The organism is Rhodococcus sp. OK302, assembly GCF_002245895.1.
Classification (GTDB): domain Bacteria; phylum Actinomycetota; class Actinomycetes; order Mycobacteriales; family Mycobacteriaceae; genus Rhodococcus_F.
Genome location: NZ_NPJZ01000001.1, coordinates 2,908,335 through 2,925,553, shown reverse-complemented (window position 1 = coordinate 2,925,553; position 17,219 = coordinate 2,908,335). Strand labels below are relative to the sequence as shown.

Genomic DNA, 17,219 nt, shown 5'->3' with positions numbered 1-17,219 from the left:
CTAGCCCAGCAGCTTGTCGCGCAGCGCCTTGTCCTTCTCCAGAACCATCGCTTCGAGGCTTTCCTGGAAAGCCACCATGGCAGCCTGCAGCGCCGGATCCGAAGATCCGAGAATGCGTGCCGCCAGCAGACCGGCGTTGCGAGCGCCGCCGATGGATACGGTCGCCACCGGCACACCGGCCGGCATCTGGACGATGGACAGCAGGGAGTCCATACCGTCGAGGTACTTCAGGGGAACCGGTACACCGATGACCGGCAACGGTGTCGCGGAGGCAACCATTCCGGGAAGGTGCGCCGCCCCGCCGGCTCCGGCGATGATGACTTTGATGCCGCGGCCCGCTGCATCCTTGGCGTAGTCGAGCATCCGCTGAGGTGTGCGGTGTGCGGAGACGACACCGACCTCGAAGCGGATTCCGAACTCGGCGAGCGCTTCGGCTGCAGCCTCCATGACCGGCCAATCCGAGTCACTGCCCATGATCAGGCCGACCTGTGCGCCCATACTTTCACTCACCGTGTACATCCCATCCGTCGGTCCAAACTGCATACGAAAGCCAATGCGCTGCCCGCTCAGCCCGTTCCCGAACTGCGGCAACATAGTTCGGATCGTCGATCGAACCGGCGCCGCCGACGATGTTGACGTGTCCGATCTTGCGATCCCTGCGCTCACTCTTGCCGTACAGGTGAATCTTGGCATCCGGCATCCGTGCGAAGAGGTGGTGGACGCGCTCGTCCATCGTCATCTCGGGAGCTTCGGGGGCACCCAACACATTTGCCATCACCGTGACCGGCGCGAGAGGTGTCGTGTCTCCGAGTGGGTAGTCGAGTACCGCGCGCAGGTGCTGCTCGAACTGCGAGGTGCGAGCACCGTCCATGGTCCAGTGACCGGAGTTGTGCGGACGCATCGCCAGTTCGTTGACAATCAGGCGGCCGTCGGTGGTCTCGAACAGTTCCATTGCCATCGCGCCGACAACACCGAGTTCCGACGCGATCCGCAGCGCCAACTGCTCGGCTTCTGCTGCCACTGCGTCGGAAAGATCGGGAGCCGGTGCGATGACCACGGCGCACTGGCCGTTTCGCTGCACGGTCTCCACGACGGGCCATGACGCGCCCTGCCCGAACGGTGACCGCGCCACCATTGCCGACAGTTCACGGCGCATCGAGACCATTTCCTCGACGATCAGCGGCACACCCTTGTCCAACTGCTCCGAGACGATCGCCTCGGCTTCGTCGGAGTCGTCGGTGATCCACACTCCGCGGCCGTCGTAGCCGCCGCGTGTTGCCTTGATGACTACCGGCCAGCCGTGCTCGGCCCCGAAACGTACGACGTCCTCGGCCCAGGTCACCTCCGCGTACGCGGGAATCGGTGCGCCCAACTCGGCCAGCTTGCGACGCATCAGCAATTTGTCCTGAGCGAAGATGAGTGCGTGCGGCGGCGGCTGCACGTTGACGCCCTCGGCGACCAGCACCTCGAGGTGCTCGGTCGGAACCTGCTCGTGATCGAACGTGAGCGCATTGGATCCGACGGCTGCGGCTCGCAGTGCGTCGAGATCGTCGTGGCTACCGAGGACGACATCAGGGCTGACCTGCGCCGCCGGCTCTCCCGGCGTGCCCGAGAGCACACGGAGCGTCTGGCCGAGAGCCACCGCTGCCTGGTGCGTCATTCGGGCCAGCTGTCCGCCACCGATCATGGTGACGACGGGCATCGAAGCGTTTGCCGGTCGCGCGCTCGTTGGGCGGGCGGGAGTCTGATCTGCGTTGTTGCCGGTCACGGCTCTCAATATTGTCACGTGCCGCGGCGGGTCGTTCAATCAGTGACCCCTATCTGTGATTCTGCTGATATTCCACGCGAAATCGGTGGCGACGCGGTTTCGTTTCGTAAACTCATCAGTTGTGCCATTTGTCGACGGGGTAATCGCCCGCATACCCCAGCCGTTCCGCGATATCGCTCTGCGTCACAGCGAGCTGATCAAGTTCGCGATTGTCGGCGGCACGACCTTCCTGATCGACTCGGGCATCTTCTACACGCTCAAGTTGTCGATCCTCGAATCCAAGCCGATCACCGCAAAGATCATCGCCGGCGTGATCGCAGTGATCGCGTCGTACATCCTCAACCGGGAGTGGTCGTTCAAGAACCGTGGCGGCCGTGAACCCGCACATGAGGCGGCGTTGTTCTTCGTCATCAGCGCTATCGGCGTGGTGATCAGCTTCATTCCGCTGTACATCTCGAGTTACGTGTTCAATCTCCGTGTGCCGGAGGTCAGTTTGGCGACGGAGAACATCGCCGACTTCGTCAGCGCCTACATCATCGGCAACCTTCTGCAGATGATTTTCCGGTTCTGGAGCTTCCGTAAGTTCGTGTTCCCGGACGAGAACGGCCCGATCATTACCGAAGAACATGCACGGACAGCCGAAGAAGAAGAGGAACTCGGCCACTCCTGATCGCGCTCAGCGCGGTTCCCGGAGCACACTCACGTCGGGCGGTCGTTCCTGTCCCCGTCCCGTTGCCACCGGCAAGAACACCGCGAACAGAGCCGGCTTGCGCCGTTGCAGTTCGAGTCTTCCGCCGTCCATTTCGATCAACGCCCGGGCAAGCGCCAATCCGACGCCGGTCGAGCCGGCTCCGGAGAATCCGCGATCGAAAATGTGCGGGGCAAGATTGTTGTCGACGCCTTCGCCCTCGTCCGTCACCTCGACACACACCATCGGTTCCCGTTGACCCGCTCCCTCGATCAACCGCACCGAGACTGCGGCGTTGCCGCCGCCGTGCGCATACGCGTTGTCGACCAAGACCGAGACTGCTTCCCGCAAACGTGAACCCGTGGTCGACGCGCGCACACCCCGGTCACCGCTGAGAAGGAGTTTCCGGCCGTCGTCCTCGAACTGTGGCCGCCAATCGCGCGTCACGCTCTCGAGTTCGCCGACCACAGACACACTCTTGGTCGCAGAACTGCTGCTTCGCGACGACCGGACCAACTCGTCGATTCCGTCCGTCAACCGGTCGACCTGAGCCATGGCTTCTTCGGCCTCGTTGACCACGTCGGGGTCCTCGTGCACCGACAACTCGTCCAGGCGCAACCGCACTGCAGTGAGTCGGCTGCGCAACTGGTGCGAAACGTCAGCGACCAACGTGCGCTCCCGTTGCAACCGACCCGCGATTTCGACGGTCGCAGCATCGAGAACATCGGAAACCCGGTCGAGTTCCGGGATGGCGTGGCGCCGGGGATCGGGCCGGAAGTCGCCTTCTGCCAATCGCGCCGCCCGGTCTGCGACGTCTTGCAGCGGGTCGGCGAGTCGGCGCGCGGTCACAACGGCAACAACAGCGCCGGTCGTCATTGCGAGGAGGACAAGAATTCCGACGGCTGCAACAGCCTGCTTCTGCTGAGTGCGCAATTTCTCCGACGGAACCTCGAGACGCAGTGATCCCGACGATCCCATCGCCAGCGATTCGACGAGCGGATTTTTCACCGTCGTTTCACCGATATCGACGCGAGTCGCTCCGTCCGACACCGTCGGATACACGATCACGAGACGGCCGTCGTTGGGGGTGAGCACCCGCAGTGCGTCAGTGTCGAGGGCACCGTCGACCACCCCACTCGCACCTTCTTGAGCGATCACCTCGGTTGCCATCCGGTCCAAGCGGACACGCAGGTCGCTCCGGCTCACATCCTCGACCCACAACCACGCGGTGTAGATCAGTGGAGCGCCGAGGAGCAGAGCCGTGAGGATCACGACACCGAGAATCGATTGAAGAATGCGACGACGCATCGACAGAGGCGCGTTCTAGTCGGTGTTGATGCGGAAACCGACTCCGCGAACCGTGGCGATTCGACGTTCGACAGCCGGTCCCTCGTCGCCGATCTTCCGGCGCAGCCAGGACATGTGCATGTCCAAAGTTTTTGATCCACGAAGTTCGACGTCGCCCCAGACCTCGCGCAGGATCGTATCTCGCGAGACAACTTCACCGGCGTGCTCGAGGAGCACCCGCAGGAGTTCGTATTCCTTGTTGGCCAAAGCGATCTCGGATCCGTTGACCAGAACGCGCCGAGCCGCCGGTTCGAGGCGGATGCCACCGACCTCGACGATGCTGTCTTCACGGCTGCCATGCCGACGGAGCAGTGCTCGAACACGAGCCATGAGTTCTGCAAGGCGAAACGGCTTTCCGACGTAGTCGTCGGCGCCCGCATCGAGACCGACGACAAAATCGACCTCGTCGGTTCGAGCGGTCAACATCAGTACCGCCAACCCCGTTCGATGTGCACGAATCTGGCGGCACACCTCGAGACCGTCCATTCCGGGCAGGCCGAGATCGAGAATCAACAGATCGAAATCACCCTCGAGCGCTTGTTGAAGTGCAGCGGGCCCGGTCTGTTCGACGGTTACCGTGTACCCCTCGCGCCCCAATGCTCGGGCAAGCGGTGCAGCGATGGCCTCGTCGTCTTCGGCTAGCAATACGGCAGTCACAGGAACAGCGTACGTACTGCGGCCCTTTACACGTTGATTACCAGCCGTTTTCGTCGTCCGCGTCGTGATCGGCCGGGTAGTGATCGTCGGGGCGATTGCGTTCCTGCGGTTGCAAGGTGGAGTCGAAAACCTGGTGATAGAGCATCGCGTGAACCTGCTCGACGTCCGGGATGTCATCGAATTCGAGCGGATCGTCACTGGCCGACGCGATCACGAGAGTGCCGGTCTTGAGCATTCGATCGATCAGGCCGTGCCGAAACTGGACGTTGCTGATCCGGCCCATCGGAATATCGATACCGGTGTGCGTCAGAACGCCGTGCCGTATGAGGACTCGTCGATCAGTGACGATGAAATGCGTGAACTTCCAGACCGTGAACGGTGCCACCGAACGCCAGAGAACAACTCCCAGCCAGATGACACCGATCGCGATCGACAGAACGGTTCGCGTCGTACCGTCCGCCCGATCCTGCGTCAGCCCGAGCAGAAACCCGGCCACCGCCGTCGCCAGGACAAAGGTGAGTGCCGGAAGCACCAACATCTTCCAATGCGGATGCCGATGCAGGATCAGTTCCTCGTCTTGTGCGAGAGCATCTTCCGGATATCCCATGAGTGGCAGTCTGCCACCTCAGCCGGACAGTGCTGTCAGGGCTTGCTGAGCTTGCGCAGCACCAACGGCGTGATGACGATGATAATGCCGTAGAGAACCATCCAGACACCGACGACGATGCGGAACACCTCGAGGGACAGTTCCGGCTGCAGCAGGACGATTGCACCGGCCACGATGCTGATCACGCCCAGCACGATCGACAGTCCACGATCCACTGTTCCGCCCTTGGCCGCGTCGACGATGTCGAGCACGCCGCGGAATACCCACCACGCGCCGATCACGAGGGCGATCAGCACCACGGTCTGTAGCGGGCTGCGCAGAACGAGGAAGCCGAGGAGCACTGCGAGTGCACCCGAAATTGCGACGAGAGTCCGAGTCCCACCCGTTGCTGTGACGTCGGCGAAGGACCGGATGATCTGAACGATGCCGAAGCCGAACAGTTGGATGGCGATCACTACCGCGACGACGAACAGTGTGGCGTTCGGCCACACCAGCACCGCGATACCTAGGCCGAGCGTCAGCAGGCCCAGCAGCACTGTCATCCCGGTCAGAACTCGGCGGGCACTCTCCGCCATCTCGGAATCGGTCGGAAGCACGATCGGTGTGGTCATAACCGAAAAATATCACCCGAACGGGCTGAAACCGGCAAGACTCGCTGTTCCTCTAGTCAGCGATCGGGGCAGCCCGCAAATGCGTGATGTCTCCGGCCGCGACGGCAAATGTTTCACCGCCGCCGTCCTCGATCTCGATGACAACACGACCGGAGGTGTCGATGTCGGTTGCGATACCGAAAAGCTCTTTGTCACCGGGCAACACTGCGCGCACGCGTTTGCCGAGCGTTCCGCAACGCTGGCGGTATTCAGCCGCCAGCACGGCGGTATCCCATCCTGATTTCTCCCAACCGCGGAACTGCGCCGCCAATTCGCGTGCGATTGCTCGAACCAATGTGTCGCGGTCGATCGTCTCCGCGTTCTCGAGGAGCAACGACGTAGCTGTCGGCACCGGCAGTTCATTCTCCCCGAGACTGACGTTCAAACCGACGCCCACCACGACGGCGGGGTCGGGGGTGGTCCGTGCCACCTCCGCAAGAATTCCGGCCACCTTCTTGTCCCCGATCAGGACGTCATTGGGCCACTTCAGTTCTGCCGGCACCTCGGCTACCGACCGCAACGCGTCGACGACGGCGATACCGGCGAGAAGCGGCAGCCACCCCATGTCCGCAAGGTTCAGGCCGGGCATGACCAACAGAACCGACATCGAGATCTGGGCCTGTGCCGGGCTGACCCAACTGCGTGAGTGTCGACCGCGCCCACTTTCCTGATATTCGGCAATCAGAACATGACGATCGGCGCCGAGATCCGAAGCGCGGACCAAGAGATCCGCATTGGTGGATCCGGTGCGCTCGACAACGTCGAGTCGGTTCCAGAAAGCACGTGCGTCGGTGTTGTCGTCACTGCGCACGAGGACGCGTCGCAACGCGGCATGATCGAGGGGCGGTCGGTTCAGGTCGGTCCACATAGTCCCAGCCTAAGACGACAAGCAAAATGTACTGGTCAGTAGCTTCGGTAGGTGAAACCTCCACAACCGGACCTGCCTTCGAGCCGGCCCAACTGCTCTCGTTAAGCTCACGACTCATGACCACTGTCCAAGAGCCGAACGCGCCGGAGGCGGCGACCGCACCCGATATCCACACGACCGCGGGAAAGCTCGCGGATCTGCGGATTCGGCAAGCGCAGGCGCAGGCACCGAGCGGCGAAGCCGCCATCGACAAAGTCCACGCCAAAGGCAAGCTGACCGCCCGTGAGCGCATCAACGCACTCCTCGACGAAGGATCCTTCGTCGAACTCGACGCCCTGGCCCGTCACCGCTCGGTGAACTTCGGCCTCGCCGAGAACCGTCCCGTCGGCGACGGCGTCGTCACCGGTTACGGCACCATCGACGGACGCGACATCTGCGTCTTCTCGCAGGACGCCACCGTCTTCGGTGGATCCCTCGGCGAAATCTACGGTGAGAAGATCGTCAAGGTCATGGACCTCGCGATCCGCACCGGCCGCCCGCTGGTCGGCATCAACGAAGGCGCCGGCGCCCGCATCCAGGAAGGCGTCGTCTCGCTCGGCCTGTACGGCGAGATCTTCCACCGCAACGTCCAGGCATCCGGCGTCATCCCGCAGATCTCCCTGATCATGGGCCCCGCAGCCGGCGGCCACGTCTACTCCCCCGCCCTCACCGACTTCGTCGTGATGGTCGACGAGACATCGCAGATGTTCGTCACCGGCCCCGACGTCATCAAGACCGTCACCGGCGAAGACGTCACCATGGAAGACCTGGGCGGCGCACGCACCCACATGGTCAAGTCCGGTGTCGCTCACTACGTCGCTTCCGGCGAGCAGGATGCCCTCGACTACGTCAAGGACCTCCTGAGCTACCTGCCCAGCAACAACCAGGCCGCAGCACCGCGCGGCGAGATCACCGATCCGATCGTCGGATCCATCGAGGAAAGCCTCACCGCCGAGGACCTCGAACTCGACACCCTGATCCCCGATTCGGCCAACCAGCCGTACGACATGCACGAGGTCATCCGTCGCATCCTCGATGACGACGAATTCCTCGAGGTCCAGGCCGAGCGCGCGATGAACATCATCGTCGGCTTCGGTCGCGTCGACGGCCGCAGCGTCGGCATCGTCGCGAACCAGCCCATGCAGTTCGCCGGTTGCCTCGATATCGATGCTTCCGAGAAGGCTGCGCGCTTCGTCCGTACCTGCGACGCGTTCAACGTCCCGATCATCACTCTCGTCGACGTCCCGGGCTTCCTGCCCGGTACCGAGCAGGAGTACAACGGCATCATCCGCCGCGGCGCGAAGTTGCTGTACGCATACGGCGAGGCCACGGTCGGCAAGATCACGGTCATCACCCGCAAGGCTTACGGCGGAGCGTACGACGTCATGGGCTCCAAGCACATGGGCGCCGATCTCAACCTGGCATGGCCGACCGCACAGATCGCCGTCATGGGCGCTTCGGGCGCTGTCGGATTCGTTTACCGCAAGCAGCTTCTCGAAGCCGCGAAGAACGGTGACGACGTCGACGCATTGCGTTTGAAGCTGCAGAACGAGTACGAGGACACCCTCGTCAACCCGTACGTCGCTGCCGAGCGCGGCTACGTCGACGCCGTCATCCCGCCGTCGCACACCCGTGGCCAGATCGTCGCTGCACTGCGACTGCTCGAGCGTAAGTCTGTTTCCCTTCCGCCCAAGAAGCATGGGAACATTCCCCTATGACCGCTATCACCGAAGACATCACGCGTGAAGATGTCGCAGTTGTAGAGGCTCAGTCCGCCAATGGTGTCGTCGTCGACGAATCTGCAGCTGACGGCGTCCTCGCTGAACTGACGGAGACCCCGGTTTCCGACGCGTCCGTGATCAAGATCGTCAAGGGTTCGCCCTCCGACGTCGAAATCGCGGCGCTGGTCAGTGTCCTTGCTGCTGCAGCCGGCGGCGGCTCCGCTCCGGCCGAGACCGTTCCCACGGAAACATGGGGCGATCCGACGCAGTTCCATCGCACACGTGCGCCGTACTCTCCGTACGCATACCTGAACCCGTCGATGCGGCGCGGCTGATCTAGCCTGCTCCTGTGACTCAACTAGTTCTGGCTTCGGCATCCCCGGCTCGCCTCGCAGTATTGCGGGCGGCCGGGGTTTTGCCTGTTGTACGTGTGTCCGGTGTCGACGAGGACAAGATCGCCGACGAACTCGGTCCGGGCGCCGCCCCCGAGAAGGTGGTCACGGTCCTGGCCGAGGCGAAGGCCGCCGAGATCGTTCCCGGTTTGGCTGCCGACGGTTTGACCGATGTTGTTGTCGTCGGCTGTGATTCGATGCTTTTGATCGACGGTGAGCTGCAGGGGAAGCCCGGCAGTGTCGATATCGCGCGTCGCCGCTGGGCCGCTATGGCCGGCCGAAGTGCCACATTGCTCACCGGCCATTGTGTGATGCGGGTGATCGACGGAAACATAGTCCGCGTGGCCTCCGATCACAGCGCCACCGTGGTGCATTTCGCCAATCCGTCGACGGCGGACCTCGAGGCTTATCTCGCCACCGGTGAACCACTGCAGGTTGCGGGCGCGTTCACCCTGGACAGCCTGGGCGGATGGTTCATCGAGAAAATCGAGGGCGACCCGTCGAGTGTCATCGGCATCGGATTACCTTTGGTCCGAACACTTTTGGAGCGCGTTGGTGTTTCCGTCTCCGAACTGTGGCGGACTCAGAGCGTTCTCTAGGTTACGGACGTCACTAAAAAGTGAATTTCCTCACCTGATCCGGCCGAGTTCTGCCGGAGATTTCCGAGCGCCGTGAACCGCCGATCGGAAGTCTCACCGAACAATTGAGCGATTCGGCGATCGCAACGGATCCGGCACTTCGGCAACGGGCGCCGGTTCACCGAACTTGTTACAAGCGCCACTGCCCCCGGGAGCGCCTAGAATCGATGAAGTCCGTCTTCGAACTGATCGATTCGCCTTACAGGAGCCAGCCCGTGCCCGTTGCCCCCGATCCTTCGCCCGCGTTTGCCGAGTTCAGCCATCCCGACCGGTTGGTCTCGAGCGAATGGCTGTCGGCAAACCTCGGTACGCCGGGACTGAAGGTGGTCGAGTCCGACGAGGATGTTCTGCTCTACGACATCGGGCACATTCCCGGCTCCGTGAAGATCGACTGGCACCTCGATCTCAACGATCCGGTCACGCGCGATTACATCGACGGCGAGGCCTTTGCAGACCTGATGAACCGCAAGGGCATCAACCGCGACGACACCGTCGTCATCTACGGCGACAAGAGCAACTGGTGGGCCGCGTACGCACTGTGGGTGTTCACCTTGTTCGGACATGAGGACGTTCGCCTGCTCGACGGCGGCCGCGACGCCTGGATCGCCGAAAACCGCGACACCTCGTTCGACGTCCCGTATGCCACGTCCACCGACTATCCCGTGGTGGAGCGCAACGACGCCTCGATCCGCGCGTTCAAGGACGACGTTCTCTCACACCTCGGGACCGGTCCACTGATCGACGTGCGGTCACCGCAGGAGTACACCGGCGAACGCACCCACATGCCTGACTACCCGGAGGAAGGCGCGTTGCGCGGCGGACACATTCCCAGCGCACGCAGCATTCCGTGGGCAAAGGCCGCAGCACCCGACAGTCGTTTCCGCACTCGCGCAGAACTCGACGAGATCTACGGCGATCTGTCCCGCGAGGACAAGATCGTGGCGTACTGCCGCATCGGTGAGCGTTCGAGCCACACATGGTTCGTCTTGACCCACTTGCTCGGATACCCCGACGTCCGCAACTACGACGGCTCGTGGACCGAGTGGGGCAACGCCGTTCGTGTCCCCATCGCTATCGGCGAAGAGCCCGGCGACGCTCCCCTCGAGGTTTCGGCATGAGTTCTCTACCACCGGCATTGGCCGAGATCGTCGAGGATTTCGCGGCCGTCGGCACGTCCGACAAGCTGACACTGCTCCTCGAATTCAGCCGCGAACTTCCGCCGTTGCCTCCCGAGCTCGAGCAGAGCGCGATGGAGCCGGTTCCGGAATGCCAGTCACCGCTGTTCCTTTCGGTCGACGATTCCGATCGTGCCAAGGTACGGCTGTATTTCAGCGCTCCGGCCGAGGCCCCGACCACTCGCGGTTTCGCGTCGATCCTGGCGCAGGGCCTCGACGGGCACAGTGCCGACGAGATCCTTGCTGTTCCCGACGACTTCTATTCGGAACTCGGCCTGGCTGCGGCAGTCAGCCCACTGCGACTGCGCGGCATGTCCGCAATGCTCGCTCGCATCAAGCGTCGCTTGCGGGGCTGAGAGAGACATGGAATTCACCGAACTTGCCGACTACGCGATTCCCAGCGGATCGCTGATCGAATGGTTACCGTGCGCAACCGGTCCGTGGACGCCTGATCCGCGGCCTGCGTCGTACATTCACGAGGCCCACCTGCAACGCTCTTCCGCCGGCTCGGGCGATAAGTCATGGCTGGGTACAGCTTTCGAGATTCCCGGACCGCTGGACGTCGACGCATTTCGAATTGCGTTGCGGCAGTGGATCGATCGCCATGAGGTTTTGCGCTCACATACGGCACTCGACACCTCGACCGGCGAGATCACCCGGCACACCGTGCCGGTCGGCGGCATCGACATCGGCGTTGTCAACCACGGTTACGACGCACCGAGCCAGGTCAACTTCGAGCACCTTCACCGGCTGTTCGACGATTTTGCCTCCCCTCACAGTTGGCCGTCGTACGTGTTCGCGACGCTCACACCTCGTGGCGGCGACGGCCCGTCCACAGTGTTTTTTGCAGCCGACCACTCGATCATCGACGGCTTCTCGATCGTTCTGATCGCGCATGAGATCACTTCGCTCTACCGTGAAGCGCTGACGGGCAATCCGGCCAACTTGTTCCCGGTCGGTAGTTACGTCGATTTCGGGACCCTCGAACGCGAACAGATGTCCGACCAGGAAACGGAAGACGCAGCTCTCGAGGTCTGGAGCAAGGCGCTCGCCGACGGCGGCCTACCGCAGTTTCCGCTGCCTATCGGAGATCGTGGCACCGAGTCCCAGAACGGACTGTCGATGTGGCTTCTCGACTCCGATCACTCCAAGCGGTTCAGTGCGCGCGCCGCCGAGGCCGGAGTCGGCTACTTCGCCGGTCTACTGGGCGCGCTTGCCGCCGTCGGCCATGACGTTGCCGGCGCCGACCGCTTCCAGATCGTGACTCCGGTCCACACTCGCTCCGCTCAGGAATGGGCCGGCGCTCTCGGCTGGTTCGTGGGCTTGTGTCCGATCGATTTCGAGGTCGGCGACGACACCTCGTTCGACACTCTCGCGCGGCGAGCCGCCGAGTCCCTCACCGCGATGAAGCCTGCTGCGGCCATCCCCTTCGATCGCATCGGCGAGAAACTCGGAACTCCGATCCGCCCACGATTCGTGGTGTCCTACATGGATGTTCGCTTTGTACCCGAGGCCGCCCAGTGGCCGGAGTGGAATGCACGCGCGTTGCGCAGCAAGGCATTTACCCACGACGTGTACATCTGGATCAATCGCACACCGACGGGCCTCAATCTTGCCGTGCGATACCCCAACAACGACACCGCCAACGCGTCGGTGCACACCTATGTCGCAGCGCTCCGTCGCGCGATCGAGGAAGCTGCGACCGAAACCGACGACAACCCGCCCACAACGGACGCTTCGAGCTACTCGCCAGTAGCTTTTCAGACCGTTTCATGAGTCGTACCGGGCTATTCCGATCCGGTTACAACCTGCATCACAGCCATGAATACACTCCGAAGCGATGCCAGTAATCCACCGATGGTGAAATCCCAGAGGAATACACCGCGGAGATAAAGACAATGCGAACCACAGGAGGCTCAGTGCCCAGTCATGCCAGCGCGCACATTACGAAGGTGCTTGTCGCGAACCGCGGTGAGATCGCGGTACGGGTCATTCGGGCAGCCAAGGACGCCGGCTACGGCAGCGTCGCTGTCTACGCCGAACCCGACGCCGACGCGCAGTTCGTAAAGCTCGCAGACGAGGCATTCGCCCTCGGTGGACAGACGTCCGCCGAGTCCTACCTCGTATTCGACAAGATCCTCGACGCCGCCCGTAAGTCCGGCGCCGACGCAATCCACCCCGGCTACGGCTTCCTCTCGGAGAACGCCGACTTCGCCCAGGCCGTCATCGACGCGAACCTGATCTGGATCGGCCCGTCGCCGCAGTCCATCCGCGACCTCGGCGACAAGGTCACGGCCCGCCACATCGCCGAGCGTGCAAAGGCTCCGATGGCAGCCGGCACCAAGGACCCCGTCAAGAACGCCGACGAGATCGTCGCGTTCGCCAAGGAGTTCGGCGTTCCGGTCGCCATCAAGGCAGCATTCGGCGGCGGTGGACGCGGCATGAAGGTCGCGCAGACCATCGAAGAAATCCCGGAGCTGTTCGAGTCCGCTACTCGTGAGGCCATCGCAGCGTTCGGTCGCGGCGAGTGCTTCGTCGAGCAGTACCTCGACAAGGCACGCCACGTCGAAGCTCAGGTCATCGCCGATCAGCACGGCAACGTCGTCGTCGCGGGTACCCGTGACTGCTCGCTGCAGCGTCGTTTCCAGAAGCTCGTCGAAGAAGCACCGGCACCGTTCCTGACGGACGACCAGCGCGCCCGTATCCATGCATCCGCGAAGGCCATCTGCAAGGAAGCCGGCTACTACGGCGCCGGCACGGTCGAGTACCTGGTTCAGGGCGACACCGTCTCCTTCCTCGAGGTCAACACGCGCCTGCAGGTCGAGCACCCCGTCACCGAGGAGACCGCCGGTATCGACCTGGTGCGTCAGCAGTTCCTCATCGCCAACGGCGAAGAGCTTTCCATCAAGGAAGATCCCACCCCGCGTGGACACTCCTTCGAGTTCCGCATCAACGGCGAAGACGCCGGCCGCGGTTTCATGCCGGCTCCGGGCCCCGTCACCGTTTACCGTGAGCCCTCGGGCCCCGGCGTGCGCGTCGACTCCGGTGTTGTCGCCGGCGACGTCATCGGCGGCCAGTTCGACTCCATGCTCGCCAAGCTCATCGTCACCGGTGCAACGCGTGAAGAAGCTCTCCAGCGTGCGTCGCGTGCATTGGCCGAGTTCGAGATCGACGGCCTCGCAACGGTTCTGCCGTTCCACCGCCACATTGTCGAGAACCCGGCATTCGTCGGCGACGGCACGTCGTTCGACATCTACACCAAGTGGATCGAAACGGACTGGGAAAACACCATCGAGCCGTGGGCCGGCGCCGGTGTCCCGGCCGACGACGAGGACGAGGCTCTGCCGCGTCAGAACGTCGTCGTCGAGGTCGGTGGACGTCGCGTCGAGGTTTCCCTGCCCGGTCAGTTCTCGCTCGGTAACGGCGGCGGCGCACCGTCCGGTGTCATCCGCAAGAAGCCGAAGGCACGCAAGCGCGGCGGCGCAGGTGCAGGCGCAGCATCCGGTGACGCCGTCACCGCTCCGATGCAGGGCACCGTCGTCAAGGTCGCTGTCATCGAGGGCCAGGAAGTTGCCGAAGGCGACCTCATCGCAGTCCTCGAGGCCATGAAGATGGAAAACCCGGTCAACGCACACAAGGCCGGTATCGTCACCGGTCTGACTGTCGAAGCCGGCGCTGCCATCACTCAGGGCACGGTTCTCGCAGAACTGAAGTAAAAAATTCGCACTGTGCGCCCTGTCGGTAGTCAATGAACTACCGGCAGGGCGCACAGTCGTTTCCGGCCAGTAGTCTGTAACTCATGGCTGACGTTCCCGACATTCGTATCGGTACCACCGAACGCGAGCAGGCACTGTCGCTACTGAGCGAGCACTTTGCCGCCGGTCGCCTCACCGTCTCGGAATTCGACGAGCGCAGCGGAATCGTCACGGCTGCAACAACTCGCAGCGAACTCGTACCGGTCTTCGCCGACCTACCCGGGAATTACCAGGCGCCGGGGACAGCTCCGATGTCGACGGTTCCTGCTACCTCGCCGCCGGCGCGAGAGTTCAGTCCCGACTGGTCCGGCCGCATCATGGCCGTCATCCCGATTCTGGCAGTCATCTTGTTCTTCGTGACCGGGACCTGGCTGTGGTTCCTGGCTATTCCGTTGGCCGGCGCGCTCCTGTTCGGAACCGACCGAGAACGTAAGAAGAACCGCCGCCGGTCTCGAGATGACGGGAACACGTAGCCAATGGATCCGATCGAGATCAACGCCGGGGGTTGGTACCTCCGTGCCCTGCGCGCAGACGAGCGTGTAGACGACCGGCCGGCCCTGGCCGACGGTGGGATCACCGACCCGGGTTACGTCGGGCTCCGGGCATCTCAGTGGGCTGAGAACAGCGTCTACTCGTGGGCAGTGTGCCAGCCGAATACCGGGGAACTCCTCGCGGAGGTACTTCTCACGCCTGAAGGCAGCACGGGCATTCTCAGCGGTTGGGCGAGAGCCGGCCACGACGAAGCCCTCGCCACCGCCTCCGCTGCCGTCACTCGGTTTGCCGAAGGCGCCCTCGAACTGACTGTGACTCACGCGTGAAAAATAACCGATACTGGCCACTCGCCATCGCCGTGGTCATTGCCTTGATCATGCTGTTCTCCCCCGGTTCCACGGTGCCGTCGGGACCGGAAAACAGCGACAAGGTCACGCACACCTTGATGTTCGTCGTCCTGGCGATGACATCACTGCACGCCCGAATCCCGTGGTGGCTCACGGCGCTCTGGCTGATCGCCTTTGCCGCGGTATCCGAAGTCCTGCAGGGCGTGCTGCCGATTTCACGTTCGGGTTCGATCTGGGACGGCGCCGCCGATCTGGTCGGTATCGCGATCGGAATCGGGATAGTTGCCCTGCTCAGTCGGCGGCGCGCTCGCACCCCGGTGAACTAGCCGATCAGGTTGTCCCGCAACCGAGTCTGCGTCTGTTCGTCGATCTTCAATCCGTCCGTGAAATAGGCGTCGATGGAGCCGTGCACCGATTCGAGTTCGGCGAGTGAAGCCTCGAGGTATTCCCGGCGCACACCCAGAACCCCTTCGAGGAGTGACGGATCGCCGCCCTGAGCGGCAAACCGCTCGAAGAGTGGCGCGAACATCGGGAGCAGGATCGTGTTGGTCAGCAGGTAGTCCTCGAACACCGCGTCTTCCGAGGCGCCGAGGAACAGTAGGAGTGCGGCGGCCGCCCACCCTGTCCGGTCTTTGCCGGTCGTGCAGTGGATCAGTGCCGGCGCGCTGGTAGGTTGCGCCAAATCCAGGAACAGTTGCCGGTACGACGAGACAGCGCTGGGTAGCGTCACGAAATCGCGGTAGCTGCCCTGAAAGTACTCGAGCGCCTGGCCGGTTCCCAGCAGTTCGGTAGCTGCTCGAGGGTTGGCGATCATCTCCTGCATCTGAGCGGGAATCGCCCGATATTCCTTGTCCGCCAATACGTCCAGACCGAGTTCGCGAATTCCGGCGGGAATCCGGTCGGGCGCAGTTTCACGCTCCGACGCTGTGCGCAGGTCGTAGATCGTGGTGATGGCCAGCTCCGCGAGCGTCTGCTCGCCCGCCTCTGTCAACGAAGCAAGGTCCGTCGAGCGGAACACCGCACCGGTTCGTACCGAACCGCCGAACCGCGACTCCGGTCCCCCGATATCGCGCAGGTTTGCCAGGGACGGCACGACGGATGGCAATTTCGGAGTATCAGTCATGTCTACGAAGATACCGACCGTCAATGAACAAGAAGATCCAGATGCTTCATCTTCCGTAATTGCTGCGCTACCGCTCCGAAACATGGTCAGGTAATGCTGTGGTCATGCCGGCATGGAATTCCAGTGGACTCGATGCATTCAACGCCCTCGCGGATCAGTCTGCGCTGAAGGCGCTGCTCGAATGCTGCCATTCCTCGGCTTGGGCGTCGGCTGTGGCAGCGGCCCGTCCCTACCCGAACATCGACGTCTTGTTCGATACTGCGGATTCCGTGCTGCGCGGCCTTCCCGAATCCGAGATCGACGAGGCACTGGCGGGGCATCCGCGCATCGGTGAGCGCACCGACAGTGCATCCTCCACCACGGAGCAGACGCTCGTGTCTACGGCATCCGAACAGGTGCTGGCCCAATTGCGCATCAAGAATGCGGAGTACGAGGACAAGTTCTCACACGTTTATCTGGTGTGCGCAAGTGGCCGGTCAGGGTCGGAACTCCTGAACATACTTCTCGAGCGTCTCGAAAACGACCCCGCCACGGAGCGTTCCGTGCTACGAACGGAGTTGGCTGCAATCAATCGCATCAGACTCACCCGTCTGATCGACGCGCTACCGGGAGAGACCCCATGAGCAAGGTATTGAGCACGCACGTTCTCGATTCCACCACCGGCACGCCGGCAGCGGGAGTCAGCGTCCAACTGTGCGGCGCAGACGGAGCGTCCATTTCACGTGCCCACACCGACTCCGACGGCCGGATCGCCGAACTTGCCCCCGACGGCCTGACAGCGGGCAACTATCACCTGATCTTCGACACCGGAGCGTATTTCGAGCAGACCGGACAGGAAAATTTCTACCCGGAAGTGACTGTCACCTTCCGGGTAGACGACGCGGTACGCACCTATCACGTCCCACTGTTGCTGTCCCCCTTTGCCTACTCCACCTATCGCGGGAGCTGAAAA

At 62.9% G+C, this 17,219-nt stretch carries 21 protein-coding genes; 13 read left to right on the top strand and 8 right to left on the bottom strand.

Annotated features, from left to right (window positions below; all coding sequences use genetic code 11):
• Positions 1-519 carry a 5-(carboxyamino)imidazole ribonucleotide mutase gene (gene purE, locus BDB13_RS13415; protein WP_094272077.1) on the bottom strand — a complete coding sequence of 173 codons (519 nt, stop codon included), beginning with the start codon at positions 517-519 and terminating at the stop codon, positions 1-3.
• Positions 503-1,768 (bottom strand): 5-(carboxyamino)imidazole ribonucleotide synthase, encoded by a 1,266-nt coding sequence (locus BDB13_RS13410; RefSeq protein WP_094272076.1) that lies wholly within the window; start codon positions 1,766-1,768, stop codon positions 503-505. Before BDB13_RS13410 ends, purE begins: the two co-directional genes overlap by 17 nt.
• A 121-nt stretch (positions 1,769-1,889) precedes the next feature.
• Between BDB13_RS13410 and BDB13_RS13405 the strand changes: the two genes are divergently transcribed.
• Entirely contained in the window at positions 1,890-2,438 is a 549-nt protein-coding gene (locus BDB13_RS13405; RefSeq protein WP_094272075.1) for a GtrA family protein, read from the top strand.
• A gap of 6 nt (positions 2,439-2,444) precedes the next feature.
• Here BDB13_RS13405 and BDB13_RS13400 read toward each other — a convergent pair whose 3' ends face one another.
• The 5 genes from BDB13_RS13400 to BDB13_RS13380 are packed head-to-tail and all read right to left on the bottom strand — an operon-like array spanning position 2,445 to position 6,585.
• Entirely contained in the window at positions 2,445-3,764 is a 1,320-nt protein-coding gene (locus tag BDB13_RS13400) for a sensor histidine kinase (RefSeq protein WP_094272074.1), read from the bottom strand.
• 15 nt (positions 3,765-3,779) lie between these two features.
• Positions 3,780-4,460, bottom strand: a complete 681-nt coding sequence (locus tag BDB13_RS13395; protein WP_094272073.1) for a response regulator transcription factor — start codon at positions 4,458-4,460, stop codon at positions 3,780-3,782.
• Between the two features lie 37 nt (positions 4,461-4,497).
• Positions 4,498-5,067 (bottom strand): PH domain-containing protein, encoded by a 570-nt coding sequence (locus tag BDB13_RS13390; RefSeq protein WP_094272072.1) that lies wholly within the window; start codon positions 5,065-5,067, stop codon positions 4,498-4,500.
• 35 nt (positions 5,068-5,102) lie between these two features.
• Positions 5,103-5,678 (bottom strand): HdeD family acid-resistance protein, encoded by a 576-nt coding sequence (locus BDB13_RS13385; RefSeq protein ID WP_094272071.1) that lies wholly within the window; start codon positions 5,676-5,678, stop codon positions 5,103-5,105.
• A gap of 52 nt (positions 5,679-5,730) precedes the next feature.
• Positions 5,731-6,585, bottom strand: coding sequence for a biotin--[acetyl-CoA-carboxylase] ligase (locus BDB13_RS13380; RefSeq protein ID WP_094272070.1), 855 nt, complete (start codon positions 6,583-6,585; stop codon positions 5,731-5,733).
• 116 nt (positions 6,586-6,701) lie between these two features.
• Between BDB13_RS13380 and BDB13_RS13375 the strand changes: the two genes are divergently transcribed.
• From BDB13_RS13375 to BDB13_RS13325, 10 genes are all read left to right on the top strand, one after another.
• Positions 6,702-8,342 (top strand): acyl-CoA carboxylase subunit beta, encoded by a 1,641-nt coding sequence (locus BDB13_RS13375; protein WP_094272069.1) that lies wholly within the window; start codon positions 6,702-6,704, stop codon positions 8,340-8,342.
• Positions 8,339-8,680, top strand: coding sequence for an acyl-CoA carboxylase epsilon subunit (locus BDB13_RS13370; protein WP_094272068.1), 342 nt, complete (start codon positions 8,339-8,341; stop codon positions 8,678-8,680). Before BDB13_RS13375 ends, BDB13_RS13370 begins: the two co-directional genes overlap by 4 nt.
• Positions 8,681-8,694: 14 nt before the next feature.
• Entirely contained in the window at positions 8,695-9,336 is a 642-nt protein-coding gene (locus tag BDB13_RS13365) for a Maf family protein (RefSeq protein WP_094272067.1), read from the top strand.
• A gap of 254 nt (positions 9,337-9,590) precedes the next feature.
• Positions 9,591-10,493: a sulfurtransferase gene (locus tag BDB13_RS13355; protein ID WP_094272065.1), complete on the top strand. Its 903-nt coding sequence runs from the start codon at positions 9,591-9,593 to the stop codon at positions 10,491-10,493.
• Positions 10,490-10,906 carry a SufE family protein gene (locus BDB13_RS13350; RefSeq protein WP_094272064.1) on the top strand — a complete coding sequence of 139 codons (417 nt, stop codon included), beginning with the start codon at positions 10,490-10,492 and terminating at the stop codon, positions 10,904-10,906. Before BDB13_RS13355 ends, BDB13_RS13350 begins: the two co-directional genes overlap by 4 nt.
• Before the next feature lie 7 nt (positions 10,907-10,913).
• Positions 10,914-12,326: a condensation domain-containing protein gene (locus BDB13_RS13345; protein ID WP_094272063.1), complete on the top strand. Its 1,413-nt coding sequence runs from the start codon at positions 10,914-10,916 to the stop codon at positions 12,324-12,326.
• 143 nt (positions 12,327-12,469) lie between these two features.
• A complete protein-coding gene (locus BDB13_RS13340; protein WP_094272062.1) occupies positions 12,470-14,266 on the top strand; it encodes an acetyl/propionyl/methylcrotonyl-CoA carboxylase subunit alpha in 1,797 nt (598 codons plus the stop codon).
• Positions 14,267-14,349: 83 nt separating this feature from the next.
• On the top strand, positions 14,350-14,778 hold the full coding sequence (locus tag BDB13_RS13335) for a DUF1707 SHOCT-like domain-containing protein (protein ID WP_094272061.1): 429 nt from the start codon (positions 14,350-14,352) through the stop codon (positions 14,776-14,778).
• Between the two features lie 3 nt (positions 14,779-14,781).
• The gene (locus BDB13_RS13330) at positions 14,782-15,123 is read left to right on the top strand and encodes a hypothetical protein (RefSeq protein WP_094272060.1); all 342 of its coding nucleotides are present in this window, start codon (positions 14,782-14,784) and stop codon (positions 15,121-15,123) included.
• Positions 15,120-15,470, top strand: a complete 351-nt coding sequence (locus tag BDB13_RS13325) for a VanZ family protein (RefSeq protein WP_094272059.1) — start codon at positions 15,120-15,122, stop codon at positions 15,468-15,470. The genes BDB13_RS13330 and BDB13_RS13325 overlap by 4 nt, the downstream gene beginning before the upstream one ends.
• Here BDB13_RS13325 and BDB13_RS13320 read toward each other — a convergent pair.
• A complete protein-coding gene (locus BDB13_RS13320) occupies positions 15,467-16,267 on the bottom strand; it encodes a tyrosine-protein phosphatase (protein WP_094272058.1) in 801 nt (266 codons plus the stop codon). The two genes, BDB13_RS13325 and BDB13_RS13320, sit on opposite strands and share 4 nt — an antisense overlap.
• 104 nt (positions 16,268-16,371) lie before the next feature.
• On the opposite strand from BDB13_RS13320, the gene uraD reads away from it, so the two are divergent.
• Positions 16,372-16,890, top strand: coding sequence for a 2-oxo-4-hydroxy-4-carboxy-5-ureidoimidazoline decarboxylase (gene uraD / locus BDB13_RS13315; RefSeq protein WP_094272057.1), 519 nt, complete (start codon positions 16,372-16,374; stop codon positions 16,888-16,890).
• Entirely contained in the window at positions 16,887-17,216 is a 330-nt protein-coding gene (uraH, locus tag BDB13_RS13310) for a hydroxyisourate hydrolase (protein ID WP_094272056.1), read from the top strand. Before uraD ends, uraH begins: the two co-directional genes overlap by 4 nt.
• Positions 17,217-17,219: the final 3 nt, after the last annotated feature.

Coding starts and splice junctions, on each gene's coding strand:
- uraD (WP_094272057.1), top strand. CDS start 16,372: ATGCCGGCATGGAATTCCAGTGGACTCGATGCATTCAACGCCCTCGCG.
- purE (WP_094272077.1), bottom strand. CDS start 519: ATGTACACGGTGAGTGAAAGTATGGGCGCACAGGTCGGCCTGATCATG.
- BDB13_RS13345 (WP_094272063.1), top strand. CDS start 10,914: ATGGAATTCACCGAACTTGCCGACTACGCGATTCCCAGCGGATCGCTG.
- BDB13_RS13350 (WP_094272064.1), top strand. CDS start 10,490: ATGAGTTCTCTACCACCGGCATTGGCCGAGATCGTCGAGGATTTCGCG.
- BDB13_RS13385 (WP_094272071.1), bottom strand. CDS start 5,678: ATGACCACACCGATCGTGCTTCCGACCGATTCCGAGATGGCGGAGAGT.
- BDB13_RS13400 (WP_094272074.1), bottom strand. CDS start 3,764: ATGCGTCGTCGCATTCTTCAATCGATTCTCGGTGTCGTGATCCTCACG.
- BDB13_RS13320 (WP_094272058.1), bottom strand. CDS start 16,267: ATGACTGATACTCCGAAATTGCCATCCGTCGTGCCGTCCCTGGCAAAC.
- uraH (WP_094272056.1), top strand. CDS start 16,887: ATGAGCAAGGTATTGAGCACGCACGTTCTCGATTCCACCACCGGCACG.
- BDB13_RS13335 (WP_094272061.1), top strand. CDS start 14,350: ATGGCTGACGTTCCCGACATTCGTATCGGTACCACCGAACGCGAGCAG.
- BDB13_RS13375 (WP_094272069.1), top strand. CDS start 6,702: ATGACCACTGTCCAAGAGCCGAACGCGCCGGAGGCGGCGACCGCACCC.
- BDB13_RS13370 (WP_094272068.1), top strand. CDS start 8,339: ATGACCGCTATCACCGAAGACATCACGCGTGAAGATGTCGCAGTTGTA.
- BDB13_RS13330 (WP_094272060.1), top strand. CDS start 14,782: ATGGATCCGATCGAGATCAACGCCGGGGGTTGGTACCTCCGTGCCCTG.
- BDB13_RS13390 (WP_094272072.1), bottom strand. CDS start 5,067: ATGGGATATCCGGAAGATGCTCTCGCACAAGACGAGGAACTGATCCTG.
- BDB13_RS13380 (WP_094272070.1), bottom strand. CDS start 6,585: ATGTGGACCGACCTGAACCGACCGCCCCTCGATCATGCCGCGTTGCGA.